The organism is Mesorhizobium sp. AA23 (genome assembly GCF_001672435.1).
GTDB lineage: Bacteria > Pseudomonadota > Alphaproteobacteria > Rhizobiales > Rhizobiaceae > Mesorhizobium.
Map to the genome: position 1 here is coordinate 1 of NZ_LYTP01000020.1, position 21,165 is coordinate 21,165.

A 21,165-nucleotide genomic window follows, 5' to 3' on the forward strand; every position below is an offset into this window, starting at 1 on the left:
CCTCAGCCCCGGTGCCTCTTGCCCCGTCCTGGCGACATATTCCGTATAGCCGCCGCCATAGGTGTGGATGCCATCCGGCGTGAGCTCCAGCACGCGGTTCGATAGTGCGGACAGGAAATGGCGGTCGTGCGAGACGAACAGCATCGTGCCTTCATATTGCGCCAGCGCCTCGATCAGCATCTGCTTGGTCGCCATGTCGAGGTGGTTGGTCGGCTCGTCGAGCACCAGAAGGTTCGGCGGATCGAACAGCATCAGCGCCATGACCAGCCTTGCCTTCTCGCCGCCCGAGAGCACGCGGCACTTCTTCTCGATCTCGTCGCCGGAAAAGCCGAAGCAGCCGGCTAAAGCCCTGAGCGGCGCCTGGCCGGCCTGCGGGAAATTGTCTTCCAGCGTCTGAAACACGGTGCGCTCGCCGTCGAGCAGTTCCATGGCGTGCTGGGCGAAATAGCCCATCTTGACGCTCGGACCGCGCGCCACCGAGCCCTCATCCGGCTCGGAGGCGCCGGCCACGAGCTTCAAAAGCGTCGACTTGCCGGCGCCGTTGACGCCCATCACGCACCAGCGCTCGCGGCGGCGGATCTGGAAGTCGAGGCCGGCATAAATCGAGCGGCTGCCATAGGATTTGTGGATGCCCTTCAGCGTCGCCACGTCCTCGCCGCAGCGCGGCGCAGGCTGGAACTCGAAGGCCACCGTCTGGCGACGCTTGGGCGGCTCGACGCGGTCGATCTTGTCGAGCTTCTTCACCCGGCTCTGCACCTGGGCGGCGTGCGAGGCGCGCGCCTTGAAGCGCTCGATGAAGGCGATCTCCTTGGCAAGCATCGCCTGCTGGCGGTCGAACTGCGCCTGCAGCTGCTTGTCGGCCAGCGCCCGCTGCTCCTGGTAGAATTCGTAATTGCCGGAATAGGAGGTGAGCGCGCCGGCGTCGATCTCGATCACCTTCGAAACGATGCGGTTCATGAACTCGCGGTCATGCGAGGTCATCAGCAGCGCGCCGTCATAGTCCTTGAGGAATTTCTCCAGCCAGATCAGGCTCTCAAGATCGAGATGGTTGCTCGGCTCGTCGAGCAGCATGACGTCGGGCCGCATCAGCAGGATACGGGCGAGCGCGACGCGCATCTTCCAGCCGCCGGAGAGTTTTGCAACGTCGCCGTCCATCATCTCCTCGGAGAAGCCGAGGCCGTCGAGCACCTCGCGGGCGCGGCCGTCGAGCGCATAGCCGTCGAGTTCCTCGAAGCGGTGCTGCAACTCGCCATAGCGCTCGATGATCGCGTCCATCTCGTCGGCGCGGTCGGGATCGCCCATGGCGTGCTCGAGCTCGCGCATCTCGGCTGCGACGGCGCTCACCGGGCCGGCGCCTTCCATCACCTCGGCGACGGCGCTCATCCCCTCCATGTCACCGACATCCTGGCTGAAATAGCCGATGGTAACGCCGCGATCGACTGAGACTTGGCCTTCGTCCGGCTGCTCCTGGCCGATGATCATGCGGAAGAGCGTCGTCTTGCCGGCGCCGTTCGGGCCGACGAGGCCGACCTTCTCGCCCTTCTGCAGGGCGGCCGAGGCTTCGATGAAGACGATCTGACGGCCGTTCTGCTTGCCGATATTTTCGAGACGGATCATGGGGCGGTCCGGGAAACTGCGCTGAGATGGCGGGATTTGCCCGGGGCATACGCGAATGAGGCTGCGGAGGGAAGAGGCAGAAGCGCCGCATCCGCGCGCTCGGCTATTCCTTCGAGGCAGAACCCAGCCGCGGTGAAATTGATTGGCGTCGCCGACCGATCGAGCGCTTAGTGCTGGAGCCAACCACTTGATGGGCTCTGGCAAGGGAGGTCAACCATGGCCATGTACCTGACGCGCTTCAGCTACACGCCCGAGACCTGGGCGCGAATGATCGAAAACCCCGAGGATCGCCGCAAGGCAGCCAGCTCATACATAGAATCGGTCGGCGGAAAGCTGCACGGGTTCTGGTACGCGTTCGGCGAACACGACGGGTGGAACCTGTGGGAGGCACCGGACAATGTTTCGATGGCGTCCGTCGTGCTCGCCATCGGTGCCGGAGGGGCACTCAGCTCCTGCGAGACCACCGTCCTCCTCAGCGTCGAGGAGACGATGGACGCGCTAAGCAGGGCGTAAGCGATCCGTTATCGGCGGCCTGGAACGTAGAGCCGAGAAAAGCCGCCTCGGAGGGGTGTCACCTCGCGTCGTGGAAGATGATACCGAGCGTATGTCGCCTGCCCGAGCGCAGGCGGCTGACGCCGTGGCGCAGGTTGACGCGATAGTAACCTCGCGTGCCCTCCACGGGCCGGTTGTGCACGGCGAAGATCACCGCGTCGCCGCGCTTGAGCGACACCACCTCGGCGCGGCTCTGCATGCGCGGGCGCTGCTCGGTCAGCACGAATTCGCCGCCGGTGAAATCCTTGCCGGGTTCGGAGAGCAGGATCGCCACCTGCAGCGGAAAGGCGAGCGCGCCATAGAGATCCTGGTGCAGACAGTTGAAGTCGCCGGGGCCGTATTGCAGCAGAAGCGGCGTCGGCTTGGTTTGGCCCTCGTCGTGGCAACGCTTTAGGAAGGCGGCGTGGTCGGAAGGGTAACGGAGCGCGGCGCCCATCTTCTCGTTCCAGTCATTGGCGACGCCGGCGAGCCATGGATAAAGCGCAGTGCGCAGGCCCTCGATCAGATCAGACAGCGGATAACGGAAATAGCGGTACTCGCCCCTGCCGAAGCCATGGCGCGCCATCACCACATGGCTGCGGAAATGTTCTTCGTGCGGATAGAGCGCGGCGATTTCGGCGCATTCCTCCGGCGAAAGCAGGCCGGGCACGACAGCGCAGCCCTGGGCGTTGAGCTCGGAGCGAGCGCGCGCCAGTCCTGCGCGGCGACACGGGATTCGGCGGAGCGTCCGGCGCGTTTGGTGTTGAGGGAATGGACAGTCATGAGCGCCTCCTTTGATGCCATCAAAGTGGGGCGGAGGCGAAGCGGCGGCCACCCGATTCCTGCGGAAATGGCGCGACCTTTACGGCGAACCAGCCGCAACGAAGCCCGAGCGGCCCTGCGCGCGGCGGAATGCCTGCTGCAGGCGCGGGTTGAGGCGCACCGCGTCGCGGCCGGCCTGGATGGTCCGCTCGACCTGCTCCGGCGTCAGCCTCAGCCGGGTCGGGATGACGTTCAGCGCGGCTGCCTCCTCTGGCGGCAGGTCGGCGAAGGAGACCAGTTCAACCACCATCTGAACGTCGCGGCACTTCCAGCCGGACAGGCCGCCGCGGTAGCGCGCTACCGCCGCCGCCGGCAGGCTGCAGCGATATTTGACCAGCTTTTCGCGCCACAGCCGGAATTCGAGCTTGAGGGAATCGAATTCGTCGCGCACCGAGGACGCGATCGAGGTGCCGGCGGTGGCGTCGATCATGTCGACCAGGCCCGGCCCCTGCTTGACCTTGACCCAGTCGGGTTCTTTCCTGCGGCCCGCATCGGCAACGATCATGATCAGCGTTCGCATCCTCACCGCCGCCTGCGGCGACAACGGGCTGTGCGGACTGACGGCGATGTCGAGCGATTCCGCGAAGCCGACCACCGCGATGTTGTCGGTCAATCCGCCGTCGAGCAGCTTGATGTAGTTGACGCGGTCGTTGTTCTGGTAGGACTCCATGGCGCGAGCCGCGGCCTTGACCCGTTCCGGTGCCTCCGGATCGTTGAGACCGCGTTCGATCCAGTCCGGCTGCTTGTAGTTGCATCTAGTTGTCGGCGTGGTCGTCGAGACGACAACCGGCGCGAACACCGCGGGGAACGCCGCCGAGGCCGCCACCGCATCGGCGATACGAAGCTTGTCGAGATCGCTGCAGATGGCCGCGAAACGGTCGTAGGTGAAGCCGAAGGCCGTGCCGTTGTAGATGTCGGATGCGTGGATCCAGACCAGCGGGGCGCCGGGACGTCTGAAGGCGCTGTAAGTGGCACCGTCGAACAGGTTCCTGTCCAGCCACGCAGCAAAGGTGCTGCGGTCGTTGACGCCGCCTTTCCACAGCCGCGCCAGATTGGCCGGAGCGAGCTTGGCGGTGTGCAGCGAGCTCTCGGCATCGCGCAGCAAGAAGCGCTCGCGAAGCTCGCGGTAACCACGCCCTTTGTAGCCGAGATAGGCCGCCGTCACCGCACCGCCAGAAACGCCGCCGACGACGCGCACCTCGTCGATCAGCGTATGCGCTCGCCCGCCGCTGCCGACCTCGACAGCGTCGAGCGCCTGAAGCACGCCGTAGCTGAAGGCGGTGGCGCGCGTGCCGCCGCCAGAGAAGGACAGCGCGACCACGGTCGACCCGTCGGCGGGAGCATCGGGAATGTAGTCCGGCGAGCCAGGCCCGACTTGCGTCACATGGGTGTTGATGGGCTCGACATCATTGGCGACACATCCGGCCAGCAGCGCTGCTGCCAACACAAGCAAGCCCACACGCCAACGCATCGAGGTCCCCCCGATCGCTCGTTCCCGGGCTCAGTCTATGCGCAGCAGGCAGAGCAAGGCAACGGCCAGCCCCGGGGTCTTCGCCTCAAAGCGTTCCGGCGATACCCCTCCAGCCCCGGATCGAGATCCACCTGCACTCCATTGGTGAAGACGCAGGTCGCCACCATGATGCCGGCGAAGGCGACGAGGTTGACGAGCAACGTTTCGTCGTAGCGGGCCTTGAGCGCGGCCCAGGTCTCGTCGGCAACGGCATTGGCGTCGGCGGCGAGCGCCCTGCCGAAGGACATCAGCAGCGCTTCGTCCGGGCTGGGTTCGATCGCGTCCGGATCGAGGCCGGAATCGATCAGCGCGCGGCGGAAGAAGGTGACCGGGACCTCGGCGCACATCGTCTCGGCGATCGCCTTCGAAAACAGCCAGATCGCTCGGTCTTCGAGCGTCGGACGCAGGAGATCGCGCAGCGTGAACCATTCGGCGTAGATGCGGTGCGCGGCCGGCGAGTGAAGCAGGATGCGCTTCATGTTGGTCATGCGGCCGCGCAGCGCAAGCTCCCGGTCATGCTCTGCGCGGATTTCGTCGGAGGCGGTCGCATAGTCAATCGCAGAGAGATGCGCCACGGCCCCTCACCCCAGCGTCGCGTGCAGCGCCGGCGCGCCGCGAAGCGTGTTGGAGACGGTGCAGATCGTCTCGGCATCCTCGACGATGCGCTGCTTGGTCGCGGGGTCGAGGTCGCCGGCAATCTCCAACCGGATATTGAACCTTTCCACCCGCGACGGCTCGTCCTTCGCCTTCTCGCCGCCGACATCCGCCCTCACCTCGCCAAGCCGGTCGGCGACGCCGAGGCGGGTGGCGGCGATGCGGGCGCTCAGCACCATGCAGGCGGCCAAGGAGGCATAGAGCAGGTCGAGCGGGTTGAAGCCCGGCGCGCTGACCGCAGTCACCACGTCGACCGTGCCGCCGGTTGGCGTCGTTACCGCCGGCAAGCCGCCCGGCGGCAGCATGGCGGAGGCGCCGGTAGCACGGGTTCTGATCTTCAGCTCGCTCATCGAAAGTCCTTCGTCCGGTTTGGAGGCCATTGATAGCGGACGGGAATTTATCTCGGCAACCATCCAGGGCACAGCTGCGGTTTTCTTCGTGCGAGGTGGTCCGTGGAAGGGCTGATCTGCCGCGTTCCGGCTTGGCAATTTGCCTCCGCCAGTCAACAATCCGCGGCACCGCGCTGCTGGGCCAATGGAAACGGGATTGAGGGTCATGACACCACGGAAATTTGCCACGCACGCCGCTCTCGCCGTCGCTGTTCTTTGGCCCGCCGCCGGCCAGCCGGCAGATGGCGTCCATCCTGGCCCGATGTCGCGCACGCAAGCCTTCGCACGTGCCGAAGCATTGACGGCGATCGGGCGAAAAATGTTCTTCGACCCATCGCTGTCGGCTTCGGGCAGACAGGCCTGCTCGTCCTGCCACGATCCCAACCACGCCTTCGGTCCGGCCTCCGCCGCGCCGGTCGAGATGGGCGGGCCGAACCTCGACCGGCCTGGCCTGCGCGCGGTGCCGTCGCTGCGCTACCTGCAGGCGGCGCCCGCCTTCACCGAGCATTTCTACGATTCCGAGGACGAGGGCGACGAAAGCGTCGACAATGGCCCGACCGGCGGATTGACTTGGGACGGGCGCGCCGACCACGGCAAGGACCAGGCGAGGATCCCGCTGCTGTCGCCGTTCGAGATGGGCAACAAGGATGGAGCCGCCGTGGTCACCGCCTTGCGCAAAGCGCCCTATGCCGACGCGTTCATGGCGGCGTTCGGCGCGGATATTTTCGACCATCAGCAGGATGCCTTCGACGCGGCGGTCGAGGCGCTCGGCACCTTCGAGCAGAGCAGCGCCGACTTCTACCCCTATTCCAGCCGCTACGACGCCTTCCTTGCCGGCAAGGCGCAGTTGACCGCGCAGGAGTTGCGCGGCCGTGCGCTGTTCGAGGACGCAAACAAAGGCAATTGCGCGAGCTGCCATCTGAGCGAGCCGGCAAATGACGGCGAGCCGCCGCAATTCACCGATTACGGCCTGATCGCCATCGCCGTGCCGCGCAACCAGGCGATCCCGGCCAACGCCGATCCCAATTATCTCGACCTCGGGCTGTGCGGGCCGCTGCGGGCCGACTTCAAGGGCCGGAGCGAGTATTGCGGCCTGTTCAAGACGCCGACGCTGCGCAATGTCGCGCTGCGCAAAAGCTTCTTCCACAACGGCTATGTCCACTCGCTGCGCGAGGCTGTCGCCTTCTACGCCACTCGCGACACAGATCCGGGGCGCTGGTATCCGAAGAACGCGGACGGCACGGTCGAGAAATTCGACGATCTGCCAAAGGCCTACTGGGGAAACCTCAACACCGACCCGCCCTTCAACGGCAGGAAACCAGGCGAGAAGCCGGCGCTGACCGACGCCGAGATCGACGACATCGTCGCTTTCCTCGGCACGCTGACCGACGCGGACCAGGCCGGGCAGTGAAGCTCGGTCAGACGCGGCTGACAAGCGATCGAACGACGCAACCAGCGATTGCTCGCTGAGGTGTCTTTGCTAGAATGCGGCGGCACCGCTCGTAGCGGCGCACGGGGGCATTTGGAATGGCGGGGTTGGCGACTCATTTTTGGGGATGGCCGCGGCCTGTGCGGCCGATGCTGGCGTTGATGTTGTTGTCCCTCCTCGTTGCGGAGCCGTCTTCGGCCGCGATCCATGAGTACGACGATCATCCGGCCTGCGACGGCAAGACTGTCGAACCTGCTCGGCGCATCGTCGCCTGCACACAGGTCATCGAGGATCGATCGGAGACGAATGGCAATCACGTGGCCGCTTTTGTCATACGCGGTACTGCCTTCGCGGCGGCAAGGCGACCTCGATCGCGCCATCGCCGACTACAGCGAGGCGATCAAGATGGATCCGAAACTCGCCAACGCGTACTACAACCGTGGCAACGCCTGGCGCGGAAAAGGGGAGCCCGATCGAGCCATCACCGATTACGACGAGGCGATCAATCTCGACCCGAACGGCGCCGACCCCTACTACAACCGCGGCGTGACGTGGGCCGACAAAGGTGAGAACGATCGGGCCATTGCAGACTTCGGCATGGTGCTCAGGCTGACGCCGGCCGACGCCGGTGCCTATTGCAACCGTGGCAACGCGTGGTTCAACAAGAACGAACTCGGTCGTGCCATCGACGATTTCGATCAGGCCATCAAGCTCAAGCCAACGGACGTGGATTGCCTGAACAGTCGGGCCGACGCCCTGGCCGGCATGGGCGACGAAGCGCGCGCGCTTGCCGATCACGAGACGGTGATTCGCCTCGATCCGAACAATGCGCACGCACTCTATCGACGCGGCAACGCCCGCTCGAATATGCGCGACTATGACGGCGCAATCGCCGACTACAACGGGGTCATCGCTGCCGACCCGAAAGATGCGAGCGCCTATTACAACAGGGGCCTCGCCTTGTGGAACACGGGCGATCTCGACCGGGCGCTGAGCGACCTCGATAGCTCGATCAGCCTCGACCCGAAATTCGCCGTCGCCTATCGCACCCGGGGATCAGTTCGAATCGACAAGGGCGATTTCGACCGAGCCATAGCCGACTATGACCAGGCGATCGCCCTTGATTCAAAGCAGGCAGGCACCTTTTTCGCCCGAGGCTCGGCTTGGTCGATGAAACGCGACTACGACCGCGCCATTGCCGATTTCGACCGGGCGATCGCTCTCGATTCCAAAGTTGGAGGGCGCCTATGCCGGCCGTGGCTTGGCCTGGCTTCGCAAGGGCGACAATGACCGCGCCGCCGCCGACTATGACGAGGACATCGCGCTCGACCCGACGGATGCCAGTGCTTTCAATTGGCGAGGCTTCGTATGGGCCAGCAAGGGCGACTACGACCGCGGTATCGCCGATTTCGACCGGGCCATCGAGATCTACGGCAAGAATGCGGGATTCTTCTACAATCGCGCCAAAAGCTGGACGGCAAAAGGGAACTACGAAAAGGCCATCGCCGACTACGATCAGGCAATCGGCCTCGATCCCAACTTCGCCAACGCCTACCGGGGCCGCGGCCTGGTGCATTTCTATGCGGGCGCGCTCTCAGATGCGCAGTACGATTTTCGTCGATTGGCCGCCCTGAAACCCGACGATCCTTATTCCGCGATCTGGCGCGACTTGGCCGAGCGCCACGCCGGCGGGCAAAGCGAATTGCGTGCTGCGACAGGCAAGCTCGATATGACGAAATGGCCGGCACCAGTCGCGCGCATGCTGCTCGGCGACCTAGCGCCGGCCGAGGTGCTGGCGGCCGCGGACGACCCGAATCCGCAAACCAGGCAGGGGCAGGTGTGTGACGCCAATTTCTATACCGCGGAACTCAGTCGGTTGCAGGGGCACAGCGACGAGGCGGTGCGGCTCTACCGGCTCGCGGTAAGCGATTGTCCCAAGAGCTTCGTCGAGTATCGCGGCGCGACGATGGCCTTGAAGGCGCTCTACGCTTTGCCGTAGCGACCTCGAGGATATCGACGCGATAAAGCGCCCTATTGCTGAACCGATCGGAAAGCGCACCCTGTGTGAGCCAGTCACAGACCGACAGAAAGCATCTGCTACATTAGCATCTCGTCAGAGCGGGGGCTCAAATGAGATTCGTAGCGGTGCAAGAACCGCCTCATCATAGCTGGGCGGTGTTCGACATGGCCAATGACAAGCCCGCCGAACATGCCGGGCGCGCGCTCATCGGTCTCACGTCGCACGAAGCCCGGCGGTTCGCCGCCGCGGCCAACGACGAAGCGGGGTATCGGGAGACCAACGCGCTGGCGTCGCATCCAGGCGGGTAAGGCATGGCACCGACGGTTCGCAATTCGCCGGGAAACGACAAGCGAACAAGCGGTTGAGACGGCGTGCTGCCAGATTGATTCAAGCCTCACCCCGCCGACGCGTAGCGGTTCACCACCATGCCGCAGGCATAGGCTTTCGAGCCGGTGAGCTTCAGCCTGGCAAAGCCGCTCTGATCGAAGATGCGACGGCCGGCACCCAGCACCGCCGGGTTGATGAAGAGCTGGAACTCGTCGACCAGCCCGGCGGCGATCAGCGCCGAGGCGAAGCCGGCGCCGCCGAACACGGCAATGTCGCCGCCCTCGCCCGCCTTCAGCGCATTGATCTCGCGCGGCAGATCGCCGCTCGCGACCCTGGTACGCTCCCACCGCGACGCCTTCAGCCTGTCGCTCAGCACCACCTTGTCAGCTGTCACGATACGCTGGGCGAAGGCATAGAAGCGGTCTCGTGGAAATTTCATCGCCGCATTGCCCCAGTGATTGACGTAGCCCTCCTCGGCCATCTTGCGGCTGAGCAGAATCGTGTCGACGGTTGCGAACATGGCATTGAAGTCCTGCTTGAGCTCTTCGTCCCAGTCGCTCTCGTCACCCCATTCCCAAAGCTGCCAACGACGGTTCTCGTCGGCGCCGACGAAGCCGTCGACCGACATCTGCATTTGCAGGATGAGCTTTTTCATTGCGCGGTCCTCTCGCATCTCCAACCACGGTTTACTTTTGAAATCATTTGACGCGCGAATGGAATGATGTCAATTGAAAAGTGATTTACAAATGGAACTAATTTCATGTCGACCAAGGAAAGGTCCGGCTGCCCGATCAGCCTGTCGCTCGAGCTCATCGGCGACCGCTGGACGCTGCTCATCATCCGCGACCTGGCCTTCGCCGGGAAAAGGCATTTTCGCGAGTTCCTGCAGTCGGACGAAGGCATCTCGTCGCGCACGCTCGCCGAGCGGCTGCAGACCCTGGTCGACGAAGGCGTCCTCACCCGCAGCGACGACCCGACCCACAGGCTGAAAGCGATCTACCGGCTGACCGAGGCCGGCATCGACCTTTTGCCGATACTCGCCACGCTTGGCGCTTGGGGCAGCAAATATCGAAAGGCGGACGAGGATTTGGCGCGGGTTTCCAAGGAACTAGCGGCAGGTGGCCAGCCGGCGCTGGAGCGGATGAAGAAGAGGTTGAGGAAGGAGCATTTGGGGTAAGGCGTTCCACGCCGCCAATTGCCCAAAGTCGAGTTCTACGGCGAAGGATCGCGGCGTCGATAAGATCCTGCCCGCAGGTTCCGTTTCCCGTCTATGCTCCCCTGCGCTAGACTCCGCCTGAACAGGATCGACCGCCATGATCGTCCAGGCCTGCATCAACGGCGCCCGCGCCGCGGATTTCCACCTCGCCCTGCCGCTCGACCCGGATGCCATGGCACACGACGGCGCGGCCTCGGTTGCGGCGGGTGCCGCCGAACTGCATGTGCATGCGCGCGGCGCCGACCGGCAGGAAAGCCTTGCCACGGAAGCGATGGACTGGACGATGACGGCGCTGCGCCGCGCCTGCCCCGGCACACTGATCGGCGTTTCGACCGGCGCCTGGATCGAGAAGGACGACAGGCGCACGATTGCGGCCATCGCCGGCTGGCATGAGCTGCCCGACTACGCCTCGGTCAATCTCAGCGAGGCGGCGGCGCCCGAAGTGATGGAAGCGTTGCACGACCGCGGCGTCGGCATCGAGGCCGGGCTGGCGTCGATCGGCGATGCGCTCAGGCTGGCCAGCCTCGATCATGGCCGCCGGGTGCTGCGCGTCCTGATCGAGATTTCCGAGCAGACGCTGGAGGAGGCCTTTGCCTTCGCCGACGGCATCGAAAAGCTGCTGCAACGCGAAGGCATTCACCGCTCGATCCTGCTGCATGGCGAGAACGCGACCGTGTGGCCCTTCGTCGAGCGGGCGGCGGCGCGGAAGTTTTCGACCCGTGTCGGGCTCGAGGACGGTAAGGAGTTGCCTGATGGGACGGTGGCGGACGGGAATGCGGCGCTGGTGAAGGCGGCGGTGAGGATCTATCGCCGGGCGTGACTTGGTTCCTCGCCTCATGGGGAGGACCCAAGGCCAAAAGTCAGCCGAACTTCGTCAGCGGCTTGGCGGTTATCTCGACCCATTCGCAGCGCCGGCTGCGGTGGTAGAAGGATTGGAAGGGCGGCGGGAACGACGGATCCGCGAACGCCCCTACCGGAATTGCAGTTAGGCCGGGCTGCATGTCGATGCGATAGTGCACTGTGGTCCCGCAATCAGGGCAGAAGCTGTAGGTTATCTGCCCGCCCTGCTCGCCGGTGCGCGTGAACTGCAGCGCGCGCCCGTCTATCGTCACATCGGCCTCGGCAAAGCGCACATTGTAGCTGAAGGCGCTGCCTGTGCGCCGCTTGCAGTCGAGGCAATGACACACCGAGATGCGCACCGGCTCGCCCGCGCAGGTGGCCGACAGCTGACCGCAGGAACATTCGGCGCGTCGCGTGACCATGCTGGCTCCTTTCGACCGAGTCTCGGCACCTTATGCAGTTCGGCGGCGTGGTGAAAGCACCTATCCGCCGAGCGTCGCCTACCCCTGCCAGGCCGTCAGATCCGCCAGTATCCGCGCCTTCACCGCCGGGTCGGCGTAGCTCGCATGCACCGATGTCGCGGCGAGCTGGCGGATGGTTTCACTGTCCCAGGCGAAGGTCTCGGCGCAGGCGGCGTAAGAGGCTTCGAGCGTCGTGCCGAGCAGCGCCGGATCGTCGGTGTTGATGGAGACGGGAACGCCGGCTTTGCGCAGAGCGTCGATCGGATGCTCGGCAAGCGAAGGATAGACGCCGAGTGCGATGTTGGAGATCGGGCAGACGCCGAGCGGAATTCGCCTCTGTGCGAGCAGGTCGACCAGAGCCGGCTCCTCGATCGCGCGAACGCCATGGTCGATGCGATCGGCGCCAAGCAGCTCGATGGCGTCGCGAACGCCCTCGGGACCGCTCGACTCGCCGGCGTGGACGGTGCGTCGCAATCCGGCCGTGGCGGCGCGGCGGAACGCCTCGGCAAAGCGCGGACCGGTGCGCCCGGCGGCCGCCTCGTTGCCGTCGATCGAAAGGGCCACGACGCGCGGGTGCCTGATCCTGCTCAGCAACTCCACCAGTTCGATGGCGTCCTCGGCCGACTGGGTGCGCAGCAGGCTGATGCAGAGCCCGACCGGCGGGTATCCATCCTGCTCGGCCGCCGCGAACCCGGCATCGAAGGCGTCGATCATGCCGGCGATGTTCCGGTGCCAGTGCGGCCAGTGAGTCGGATTGACGATGACATCGGCGTAGCGCACGCCGCTCTTGGCCATGCGCCGCGCAAATTTATAGGCGGTGATGGCCAGCTGCTCGCGCGTACGAAACGTGCCGCACAGCCAGTCGAGCATTTCGAGGAAGCTCTTCAGATCATGCGCCTCGAAGAGCCTGTCGCGCGGCGCGCGCAGCGGGATGCCAGCCTCCTCGCAATTCCTGATCACGTCGTCGGCCTCGAAGCAGCCCTCGACGTGGATGTGCACTTCGGCCTTCGGCAACCCGATATAGTCGGTCAATGAACCCTCCCGAGCTTTGTGGCCGCATCAAATCACGAAAGGCGAGATCAAGGCTTCAAGAAATGATTGAAAGATTTGTGTGATGACAGCCCCCCCGTTGCGGGCCCGTTGCGGGAGGAGATCGGCAGCTTCGGCCTCACTGCGTGTCCGCGTGGGCCCTCAGCTCGGCGCGCTTTTCGTCCGACACCACCGCCAGATCCAGCACCTTCTGCAGACCAGCCGCATGGCGGAAATTGGGCTCGGCCTGCACGCCGCTTTTCACCGCCTCGACGAAGCGCTGGTAGTTGGTCGGCACGGTGCCGGCGTCGAGCTCTTCCCATTTGGCGTCCTCGACATTGGCACCGATGCAGCCCTTCAACATCGAGCCATTGAGATTGTGCACCACCTCGATGCCGCCCTTGTCGCCATAGATGCGCAGCCTGAGCTCGTTGAGATGGCCGCTCGCCCAGCGGCTGGCATGCACCACGCCGAAGGCGCCGTTGGCGAAATCGAGCGTCATGGCGAAGCTGTCATTGGCGTCGAGCTGGTAGTCGCCGATGCGGTTGCCCGGCGCCTTGTCGAAGGCGCGCAGCCGGCAGAATACGTGGTCGATATCGAGGGCGGCGCCATAGCTGGCGAAGTCGAGGATGTGGATGCCGACGTCGCCGAGCACGCCGTTTGAGCCGTGGCCGCGCGAGAGCCGCCAGAGCCACTTGGGGTCGCTTCGCCAGTCGCCCCAGAATTTCGATACCAGCCAGCTCTGCAGATAGGAGGCCTCGACGTGGCGCACCGTGCCGATCTCGCCGGCCTGCACCATTTGTCGCGCCTTCTGCAAAGGCGCGACGTTGCGGTAGGTGAGGTTGACCATGTTGACGACGCCGGCGGCTTCCGCCGCATCGGCCATCTCGCTTGCCTTGCCGAAATTCTCGGCCAGCGGCTTTTCGCAAAGCACCGGCTTGCCGGCGGCGATCAGCGCCATGGTGGTCGGGTGATGGATGCGGTCGGGCGTGACATTGGCGACCGCGTCGAAACCGTCCCAGTCGAGCGCCGCCTCCAGCGAGGTGAAGCGCTTCGGGATCTTGTAGGCGTCGGCATACTCGCCGACGCGGGCTGGATCGACATCGACGGCACCGACGATGTCGACGCCTTCGATGGCGCCGAAGCGGCGGGCATGCTCCTGCGCCATCCAGCCGGTACCGAGTATCAAAAGCCGCATTTTGCTCCTCCAGAGGAATTGGTTCGATTCAATGATATGAGGCGGGCGATCTAATTGTTGCTTGTACGCAATCCCAAACAGAAAACGGTTTAGCGGAAACCAGCCTCGCCGGGCGCATGCAGCTTGCCGCCGCGTTCGACGATCGGCTCCAGCGCCTTCTCCACCGGCACGTTGGGTGCTTTGAGGATGGCGGAATTCCTGCCCTGCGGGTTGTGCGCCCACTTCACTGCGTTGCGCAGCACCTTGTGCACGGTCGCGTCGTGGTAGGTCGGATAGGTTTCGTGGCCCGGGCGGAAGTAGAAGACATTGCCGGCGCCGCGCCGGTAGGTAAGGCCTGAGCGGAACACCTCGCCGCCCTGGAACCAGGAGATGAAGATTGTCTCCAGCGGCTCCGGCACGGCGAACTGCTCGCCATACATCTCCTCGTTCTCGAGCTCGAAATATTCGCCGATGCCTTCGGCGATCGGATGGCTGGGGCTCGTCACCCAGAGCCGTTCGCGCTCGCCGGCCTCGCGCCATTTGAGCGTGCAGGGCGTGCCCATCAGCCGTTTGAAGATTTTCGAGAAATGGCCGGAGTGGAGCACGATCAGTCCCATGCCTTCGAAGACGCGGCGTGCGACGCGCTCGACCACATCGTCGGCCACCGCGCCATGGTCCTTGTGACCCCACCAGACGAGCACGTCGGTCTCGGCGAGGCGGGATTCAGGCAACCCATGCTCCGGCTGCTCCAGCGTCGCGGTCGAGGCGGAGATCGCCTTGTCGGCGTTGAGCGCGTTGGCGATGGCCGTGTGCATGCCTTCCGGATAGATGCCGGCGACCACCTCATTGGTCCGCTCATGGATGTTCTCGCCCCAGACGACAGCGCGAATTGTCATGGGTTGCCTCGTGATGGTGAGAGGGTGGAGCCGCCCGGCGCAATAGATAGCGTCTTCGGCCGGCATTGGAAGCGGTTTTTGCCCTTCGCTCCGCTGCACATGACGACGAGCCAGAAAGCATCGTTGGCGAACAACCACATACGCCTGTATGCTTCCGCTTTGATTCAACCACCTCCACCCAATTGGCAACCGTCCTTTCCCGTGCGCAATATCAGCTATGGGCGAAGTGCTTATAGGGGCGGCGATTTTTGCTTGTCTGGCCGGGGCGTCGCTGGTCAGCCTGATGGTGCATGAGCGCTTCCCTGCTCACCACCTTGGCGACGATACCAGCGCGGTGGTGCGGCTCGCCGCGAACCTCTTCATGGTGATGTCCTCGCTGGTCCTCGGCCTGATGATCAACTCGGCCAAGAACACGTTCGAATCCATCAACGTCAACGTCCACACCTTCGCCACCGATCTCATTCTGCTCGACAGAACGCTCCGACACTATGGACCGGAGGCGGACGGCGCCCGGCAATCGCTCACCGCCTATGTGCAGCGCGTCGTCGATACCTCGACCGCCGACAGCGACACGACGGTCGTCCCGAACAGGCTGTCGGAACTGCTGCTCAATCAGGTCGGCGATATCGTGGGCGGATTGACCCCTGCGAACGCCAGGCAGACCGCCACGCAACAGGCGGCGACGCAGCAGTTGCAGAAGGTGATCGCGCAGCGCTGGATTCTGGCCGAGCAGTCCGAGGGTGCCATCCCCGCGCCGCTGATCGCGCTGCTCGTTGCCTGGCTGACGCTGATCTTCGCCAGCTTCGGCTTCCGAGCACCGTGCAATGGAACCATCATCTTCACGTGCCTCGTGTCCGGGGCGCTGGTGGCCGCGGCAATCTATCTGATCATCGACATGGACAGCCCCTTCTCCGGCCCGATCCAGGTCTCGCCGGCGCCCCTGCAGAGGGCGCTGGCGGAACTGACGCAGTGAAGGTCAGGCACGACCGAACATCTCGATCAAAAGCTTCGCCGCCACCGCCGCGCCGTCGGCGCGGACCGAACGGGCAACCTCGCTCGCACGGATGTGGGTTTCGGGCGCCAGCGCCGTCTCCATCGCCGCCGACAATGACCCCGCTGTCGGAACCGGGCCGTCATGAGCTGCGCCGATGCCGAGCTCGGCCACCCGCCGCGCCCAGTACGGCTGGTCGCCGATCTGCGGCACCACTAGTTGCGGCGCTCCTGCCCGCGCGGCGGCGACGGTCGTTCCGGCACCGCCGTGATGCATGACGGCGGCGACGCGGCGGAACAGCGCCTGGTGGTTGACATCGCCGACGGCGAACCAATCGTCCCGGTCGTCGGTAAGGCCAAGCTCGGCCCAGCCACGCGCGATCACCGTGCTCCGGCCCTTGGCGCGGACCGCCTCGATGGCCGCACGGCCGGCCTCCTTGGCCACGGCAATGGAGCCGAAGCCGACATAGACCGGAGGCGGGCCGGCTGCGAGGAATGCCTCCAGCCCGTCGGGCAGCGGCCGCTCGTCGGCCAGGATCCAGGCGCCGGTCTGCCTGGCATCGGTCAGGTCCGAAGGCAGCCACGGCCCGAGCGCTGGGTCGCAGGCGAGCAGGACCGGATCGCCGTAGACATAATCGCGGACATTTTCCACCGCAGGCAATCCGAGCGACGCGCGCCAGCTGTTGATCGCTTGGCCGAACAGCGCGTTCTTGGTCGCGATATCCGTCTCCCACAGCAGCCGGTTGTCGGTGACCCCGGCTGGAAGCGGATGTCCCGGATATTCATGCGGCCGGTTGTGCGCCGACGGCAGCCATATCGGACAGAAGGTGGCAAGGATGTAGCGCATGTGCCGCTGCCCGGCGACCAGCCGCGCGGCGGCACAGGACGGAAACAGGCCGCAGGCCACCACGGCATCGCAGCCTTCGGCGGCCGCCATGAGCGTATCATATTGCCTGGCGAGGATCTCGGCCGCCTGGCCGGAGATGAGTGCGGCCACGTCCTTCGGCGATTCCGATGCCCTGCGCCGCGTCATCTCCTTTACCCATTCGCGCACCGGTGCGAAGGCCGGCACCAGCTCCACACCGGCACGGGCGCACAGCGCTGCAAATTCTTCATCGCCGGGGACACTCACCCGCACCTCGGCGCCGAGCGCCTGCAGTCGCTCGCCCAGCGCCACCACCGGCTCGACATCGCCGCGCGAACCGTAAGTCGACAGTAAAATCCGCATGCAAACTCCCTTTCCTAAACTGAGGTCAAGGGCAGCGTACATACGGCATTGCCGGGGGCTTGCCGCAAGCCCGGGCTGCGCCATATATGCTTTCTGGGAGAGGGAGTTCTCCCTTTCCTCATCCGCAATTCGATGGAACCGGTCACTGCCGCTGTTGCAAGAGACGTGGCGAAGACATCAAGCGCGTGCGTCGACCGCGCCGCGCGTCAACGGCGGTAAGGACCGCAAACCGTCAAGAGATCAAAGGCAGCCTACCGGCAACAAGCTGCTGCCGGCATAGTGGCGGGCGGGGTCAGCCCTGGCGGCCTTCCTGGGCGACCTGGGTGGGCGACCCGTTCAGGCGCGGCACAACGACCAGGCGCTTGATCTTCCCCTTCTTGAAGGCAGAGAGGAAGCGGCCATAATCCTTGAAGGCCACGCAGCCGCTGGATTGGGCTGGGGCGCCGCGCAGCAGATAGGTATGGGCGAGCAGACCGTTGCGGTTATATTTGTTCCTGCCGCTGGTCGGCGTCAGCCGGATGGCCTCGACGCCATGGAAGCGCGATTCACGCAGCGACAGATTGTAGGTGTCGGGCGGCGTCGGGCCGGAATTCTTGCGGTTGGCGAAGCGCGGCTGGTCGGCCATGGCGCCCTTCCCCGAATGCGCCTCCAGTTTGGAGCCATCGGGCATGTAGACCGTCGCCGTCGAGATGTCATAGACGGCGACGCCATTGCCCGTCGAAGGACTGTTGAACAGACCCCTAAAGGCGTTGCCGAGACCGCCGCGCTCGGGCGTGTCCGGCTTGGCGTAGGCGAGCATCTCGGAGGCTTGCGCCTTGCTGCGCTTGGCCGGCGCGGCCTCAATCGGCTTCGCACCCTGCACACCCGGAAGCGCCTGGTCGGAGCTCCTCAGCGAGCGCGGCGTCTGCGCACCTTCGGCGGAGTCGACAACGGTCGGCTGCGGCTTGGCCGGCTGCGGTTTGGCCGACTCCGGTTTTGCAATTTGGGGCCTTGCCGCCTGGCTTGCCTGCGGCTTGGCCGGTTCCGGCTTCCTCGCGGCATTCTGTTCAGGCGCTTCCGTCGCGCGCCCGAGGGCGGTGCGCGGCCTCAAACCAGGCACGGCGATGCTGTCGGGCAAACCATCCTGCGGCGGCAGGGAAGCGACCTGCACTTCAGCTTTTCCGTCGTCGCCGGAAGCGCCGGCCGTCATCTCAGGCGCGTCGCCGCTGGCGAGCGCGACGGCGGTCGGCACATCGACCGCCTCTTCGGGAATGACATTGGCAAGCGCCAGCGCCAGTTCGGACGCGCGCTGAACGTCGACCTGATTTCCGCCAAAGCGTGACTCGGCCGGGCCGCTCAAGGTCAGCCCACTCCGGGCCGAACCGCTATCGGCCGCGCCGCCGAAGCGGCTTGCCGACGGCAAGCTCGCCAGCAGGACAGGAGCGTTCTCGGCGCGCCGGAAGGCATCGGCCAGTTTTTGCGGAGAAAGCCCGGCGCGCTTGATGACGCTGTCGAAACGGTCGGCGACGTCCGCGGCGGAAGCCGCGACAACCTTCTCATGCGATACGCTATCCGGTGCCGGTTTCAGCCGCGCGGCCTTGCCGTCATGCACCAAACTGGAGGGGTTTGGCGTGGAGCTCGCAAAGCTGGCTGCGAGCCTGAGGCAGCCGGCATCGCAGCCGCGGGTGAGCGAGCCCGTCTTGTGCGCGCCGTTCGCGGCAAGGCGCGGCGCCCAGGCGTTCGCGACCTTGCGGCGCTGGTCGCCAAGCACGATGCTGCGCGGCGCAAGCAGGCTCTGCGGCAATCCGTTGGAGGCGGCGGTGAGCGAGGTACTCACGGAATAGAGGCCGGCCATGGTCGCGACCGACCACAGGGCCAGGGCAGCGCCGACAGCAGGCACCACAACCCAACGATGACCACCAGATTTCTTCGAAGTTACCCCCTCTTCAGGAGCGTCACCCCGGTTCTTCAAACGCAAAAACGCCATACGACCACTCTCAATCGGCATGCCGGTTTGCGGACCTGGCACCCGTCACGATCACAGTTCGCCTGGTGCCCCCTGCACCTTCACGCGTCTGTTGCCGATTGATTCAAAAGATGGACAAAGATGGTTAACCAATCCCTCCACCAATCGCCATTGTGGCGACGGTCCATACGAAAAAAGAGCCCTCCATGGTCTGCGCCACGGTAAAAATGCTCTCCCTCAGCCGCTTTGCTGCCCGTTTTTGCGGGCCGAGTCAAGCAAGCGCGAAGGTTCTACCCTTTCGGGCGATCGCCAGCTAAGAACGGATTGAGGTTAAAAAACGGCAGGAAGAGCCTGGCGCGACCAGCTGCGGCATCTCTTCCAGGGCGGCAGATCGCAACGCCAACAGCTATGCGGGAAGACAGCCTTCGCCGCGCCCGACAATCAAGGACGGAGCTGTCGAGCCGGATTGCGTCGCGACGGTGCGGTGCGGTGCTCCGCAAGCGATTGCAACAACTCCGCTTCGGCGCTGAAGCCGTTTTGGAAGGCTTCGATCACGTCGGAGGCAAGCTGTTCTCTTTCGCCCCCGTCTTTTAACGCCAGACGGCGCTCGTTGCACAACTGATCGAATACTTTCTGGAGAAGCTCCAGCTCGACTGGCGTGAATATTCCGCTGTGTTTGGTGAAAGCCATGACGCCTCCCTGCCCTTAGATGGGCGAAAGCGCGATCTACTCTTTCAAGCGTCCGTGGGCCTCGTCTGGGTGCGGACGACAAGGCATCCTACACCTTTCCGGCCGGCCTATCGATTCCGTCGTAGTCGTAGATCGGACCGTTCAAGCTGCCCCGCTTCCGTCGGGCAACGTCGCGGGCGCCTTGGAGCTGTTCAACTTTTGAATCGCTTGCCCAATCCAACCGATTGTTTTTACACAGCTCACAGCGAATCCTGGAGCTGCTTCAATCACCAGCAAACGGGCTCATTCAGCGCATTTGGTCCGAATCGTCGGCAACGCCGACGTGATGCCGATAGACCATTCCCCAACCCTTCCAGCCGGTGAACAGAAGAATGAGGACAACGATCAGCGACAGGACAAGGCCGACCGGCACAACCGCTGCCTCCGCGTCGGCATATCGCGAGTACCAGTTGTAGAGTTCGATGAGAACGACGACCACGTTGCCGCCGGCGTGAAGCCATGCGTCCTGGAGATTGCGGATCTGGGTGTCCCCCAGGACATCGGTCAAGCCGGCAAGAGCCGCCAGCACGGCCATGATCAGACCTGCCCCCAGCAGCCAGAGCGTAGCGGTGACCCAGCCCGGATTACCGGTTCGCCAGAAGATAAGGTCGCAAACGAAGGTCGCGACGAAGAAGGCGATCGGGAACGGTATCAGCATTGCATGAACAGGATGGCCGGCAATGCTTGCCGTGCTGTGCGGATTGCGAGGGATCGTGTGCTGGACCATCGTAGGGCCTCCTCGAGGCGTGGCGAGCGCCGCCCTCAGGCCACATCACAACGCATCAGGGGCTCGGCGGCAGAAAGCCGGATATATGCAAACTCCGGTTGAGCCGGAATGTTCCATAACCCGACTGCGCTGCGCGGGACGGAATTCACGCACCGCTATAGGCGCGTATGCCAGTGTGGGCTCGAGTCGAAAGCGAGCTGAACGATAGTGTGCTCTTGTCGCGCGTGATCCAATGCCACGCATCCCGGCGGTGGCTTATTGTCACGGCACTCTTCTTCGCAACGAAATCCAAGCCAGGGATCGGCAAAACTGGAGCAGCAACGGATTACGCCACTTCGGTGATTGCTGACAGGCACGGCAGCGGTGAGGTCGCCGCCAAAATTCAGTCGACATCATCGTGGCTGAACTCTAGGCCAACCTATCGAGCCAGGCGCGCATCGGCCAAACCGGGGACAGGTTTCGTCTTGCCGCTGAGCCGCGCTCCAAAGGTGAGCGTGCATGGAAAATTGCGGACGACTGCCTCCATCAACGCGGCGCCGCCGGGGCCGAGGGCTAACCGAGCCAGGGCTTCGGCGGCCAGGACCCGCGTGGAGAATAATCTTCGCCAGACCGCCTCGTAGCGTTTGCC

General features: G+C 64.6%; 21 protein-coding genes and 3 pseudogenes. 9 read left to right on the forward strand and 15 right to left on the reverse strand.

The window, feature by feature from the left end:
• Window positions 1–1,617, reverse strand: a 1,617-nt coding sequence (locus tag A9K66_RS16465) for an ABC-F family ATP-binding cassette domain-containing protein (protein WP_067325384.1), incomplete at its 3' end; no start/stop codon positions are given.
• Between the two features lie 216 nt (window positions 1,618–1,833).
• Here A9K66_RS16465 and A9K66_RS16470 point away from each other — a divergent pair.
• Window positions 1,834–2,130, forward strand: coding sequence for a GYD domain-containing protein (locus A9K66_RS16470; protein ID WP_067325387.1), 297 nt, complete (start codon window positions 1,834–1,836; stop codon window positions 2,128–2,130).
• Window positions 2,131–2,188: 58 nt separating this feature from the next.
• Here A9K66_RS16470 and A9K66_RS16475 read toward each other — a convergent pair.
• The 4 genes and pseudogenes from A9K66_RS16475 to A9K66_RS16490 form a co-directional block, all read right to left on the reverse strand.
• Window positions 2,189–2,931 (reverse strand): annotated as a pseudogene (locus A9K66_RS16475) (2OG-Fe(II) oxygenase).
• Window positions 2,932–3,010: 79 nt separating this feature from the next.
• The gene (locus A9K66_RS16480) at window positions 3,011–4,441 is read right to left on the reverse strand and encodes a patatin-like phospholipase family protein (RefSeq protein WP_067325390.1); all 1,431 of its coding nucleotides are present in this window, start codon (window positions 4,439–4,441) and stop codon (window positions 3,011–3,013) included.
• Window positions 4,442–4,476: 35 nt separating this feature from the next.
• Window positions 4,477–5,055: a hypothetical protein gene (locus A9K66_RS16485; protein ID WP_067325393.1), complete on the reverse strand. Its 579-nt coding sequence runs from the start codon at window positions 5,053–5,055 to the stop codon at window positions 4,477–4,479.
• 6 nt (window positions 5,056–5,061) lie between these two features.
• Window positions 5,062–5,484 carry an OsmC family protein gene (locus tag A9K66_RS16490; RefSeq protein ID WP_067325439.1) on the reverse strand — a complete coding sequence of 141 codons (423 nt, stop codon included), beginning with the start codon at window positions 5,482–5,484 and terminating at the stop codon, window positions 5,062–5,064.
• A gap of 205 nt (window positions 5,485–5,689) precedes the next feature.
• Between A9K66_RS16490 and A9K66_RS16495 the strand changes: the two genes are divergently transcribed.
• The 4 genes from A9K66_RS16495 (at window position 5,690) to A9K66_RS16510 (ending at window position 9,280) form a co-directional block, all read left to right on the forward strand.
• A complete protein-coding gene (locus A9K66_RS16495; RefSeq protein ID WP_245307564.1) occupies window positions 5,690–6,934 on the forward strand; it encodes a cytochrome-c peroxidase in 1,245 nt (414 codons plus the stop codon).
• A gap of 324 nt (window positions 6,935–7,258) precedes the next feature.
• Window positions 7,259–8,242 (forward strand): tetratricopeptide repeat protein, encoded by a 984-nt coding sequence (locus A9K66_RS16500; RefSeq protein ID WP_067325400.1) that lies wholly within the window; start codon window positions 7,259–7,261, stop codon window positions 8,240–8,242.
• Window positions 8,214–8,951 carry a tetratricopeptide repeat protein gene (locus A9K66_RS16505; protein ID WP_197507486.1) on the forward strand — a complete coding sequence of 246 codons (738 nt, stop codon included), beginning with the start codon at window positions 8,214–8,216 and terminating at the stop codon, window positions 8,949–8,951. Before A9K66_RS16500 ends, A9K66_RS16505 begins: the two co-directional genes overlap by 29 nt.
• A gap of 185 nt (window positions 8,952–9,136) precedes the next feature.
• Window positions 9,137–9,280 carry a hypothetical protein gene (locus A9K66_RS16510; RefSeq protein WP_156751089.1) on the forward strand — a complete coding sequence of 48 codons (144 nt, stop codon included), beginning with the start codon at window positions 9,137–9,139 and terminating at the stop codon, window positions 9,278–9,280.
• 86 nt (window positions 9,281–9,366) lie between these two features.
• On the opposite strand, the gene A9K66_RS16515 is transcribed toward A9K66_RS16510, so the two are convergent.
• Window positions 9,367–9,954 carry a dihydrofolate reductase family protein gene (locus A9K66_RS16515; protein WP_067325443.1) on the reverse strand — a complete coding sequence of 196 codons (588 nt, stop codon included), beginning with the start codon at window positions 9,952–9,954 and terminating at the stop codon, window positions 9,367–9,369.
• A gap of 105 nt (window positions 9,955–10,059) precedes the next feature.
• Here A9K66_RS16515 and A9K66_RS16520 point away from each other — a divergent pair, with 105 nt between their 5' ends.
• Together A9K66_RS16520 and A9K66_RS16525 are read left to right on the forward strand one after the other, a co-directional pair.
• Window positions 10,060–10,476 (forward strand): helix-turn-helix domain-containing protein, encoded by a 417-nt coding sequence (locus A9K66_RS16520; RefSeq protein WP_067325410.1) that lies wholly within the window; start codon window positions 10,060–10,062, stop codon window positions 10,474–10,476.
• Window positions 10,477–10,612: 136 nt separating this feature from the next.
• Window positions 10,613–11,335 carry a 3-keto-5-aminohexanoate cleavage protein gene (locus tag A9K66_RS16525; protein WP_067325413.1) on the forward strand — a complete coding sequence of 241 codons (723 nt, stop codon included), beginning with the start codon at window positions 10,613–10,615 and terminating at the stop codon, window positions 11,333–11,335.
• A gap of 40 nt (window positions 11,336–11,375) precedes the next feature.
• On the opposite strand, the gene A9K66_RS16530 is transcribed toward A9K66_RS16525, so the two are convergent.
• From A9K66_RS16530 to A9K66_RS16545, 4 genes are all read right to left on the reverse strand, one after another.
• Complete coding sequence (locus tag A9K66_RS16530) at window positions 11,376–11,777, reverse strand: GFA family protein (RefSeq protein ID WP_067325416.1); 402 nt, start codon at window positions 11,775–11,777, stop codon at window positions 11,376–11,378.
• Window positions 11,778–11,855: 78 nt separating this feature from the next.
• Window positions 11,856–12,848, reverse strand: a complete 993-nt coding sequence (gene add / locus A9K66_RS16535; RefSeq protein ID WP_067325419.1) for an adenosine deaminase — start codon at window positions 12,846–12,848, stop codon at window positions 11,856–11,858.
• A 136-nt stretch (window positions 12,849–12,984) separates the two neighbouring features.
• Window positions 12,985–14,043, reverse strand: coding sequence for a Gfo/Idh/MocA family oxidoreductase (locus tag A9K66_RS16540; RefSeq protein ID WP_067325422.1), 1,059 nt, complete (start codon window positions 14,041–14,043; stop codon window positions 12,985–12,987).
• Window positions 14,044–14,132: 89 nt separating this feature from the next.
• Window positions 14,133–14,918 carry a ThuA domain-containing protein gene (locus tag A9K66_RS16545; RefSeq protein WP_067325446.1) on the reverse strand — a complete coding sequence of 262 codons (786 nt, stop codon included), beginning with the start codon at window positions 14,916–14,918 and terminating at the stop codon, window positions 14,133–14,135.
• 217 nt (window positions 14,919–15,135) lie between these two features.
• Here A9K66_RS16545 and A9K66_RS16550 point away from each other — a divergent pair, with 217 nt between their 5' ends.
• Window positions 15,136–15,891, forward strand: coding sequence for a DUF4239 domain-containing protein (locus tag A9K66_RS16550; protein ID WP_067325426.1), 756 nt, complete (start codon window positions 15,136–15,138; stop codon window positions 15,889–15,891).
• Window positions 15,892–15,894: 3 nt separating this feature from the next.
• On the opposite strand, the gene A9K66_RS16555 is transcribed toward A9K66_RS16550, so the two are convergent.
• The 4 genes from A9K66_RS16555 to A9K66_RS16570 all read right to left on the reverse strand — a co-directional run bounded on the left by A9K66_RS16555 (window position 15,895) and on the right by A9K66_RS16570 (window position 20,537).
• Window positions 15,895–17,136: a glycosyltransferase gene (locus A9K66_RS16555; protein WP_067325430.1), complete on the reverse strand. Its 1,242-nt coding sequence runs from the start codon at window positions 17,134–17,136 to the stop codon at window positions 15,895–15,897.
• A 292-nt stretch (window positions 17,137–17,428) separates the two neighbouring features.
• Window positions 17,429–19,102 carry a tlde1 domain-containing protein gene (locus A9K66_RS16560; RefSeq protein WP_156751090.1) on the reverse strand — a complete coding sequence of 558 codons (1,674 nt, stop codon included), beginning with the start codon at window positions 19,100–19,102 and terminating at the stop codon, window positions 17,429–17,431.
• 420 nt (window positions 19,103–19,522) lie between these two features.
• The gene (locus tag A9K66_RS30795) at window positions 19,523–19,771 is read right to left on the reverse strand and encodes a hypothetical protein (protein WP_067325433.1); all 249 of its coding nucleotides are present in this window, start codon (window positions 19,769–19,771) and stop codon (window positions 19,523–19,525) included.
• 286 nt (window positions 19,772–20,057) lie between these two features.
• Window positions 20,058–20,537, reverse strand: a complete 480-nt coding sequence (locus A9K66_RS16570; protein ID WP_067325436.1) for a DUF2231 domain-containing protein — start codon at window positions 20,535–20,537, stop codon at window positions 20,058–20,060.
• 235 nt (window positions 20,538–20,772) lie between these two features.
• Between A9K66_RS16570 and A9K66_RS31205 the strand changes: the two are divergent.
• Window positions 20,773–20,926 (forward strand): annotated as a pseudogene (locus A9K66_RS31205) (SAM-dependent methyltransferase); the annotation flags it as partial.
• A gap of 29 nt (window positions 20,927–20,955) precedes the next feature.
• On the opposite strand, the pseudogene A9K66_RS30915 reads toward A9K66_RS31205, so the two are convergent.
• A pseudogene (locus A9K66_RS30915) lies at window positions 20,956–21,165 on the reverse strand (monooxygenase); the annotation flags it as partial.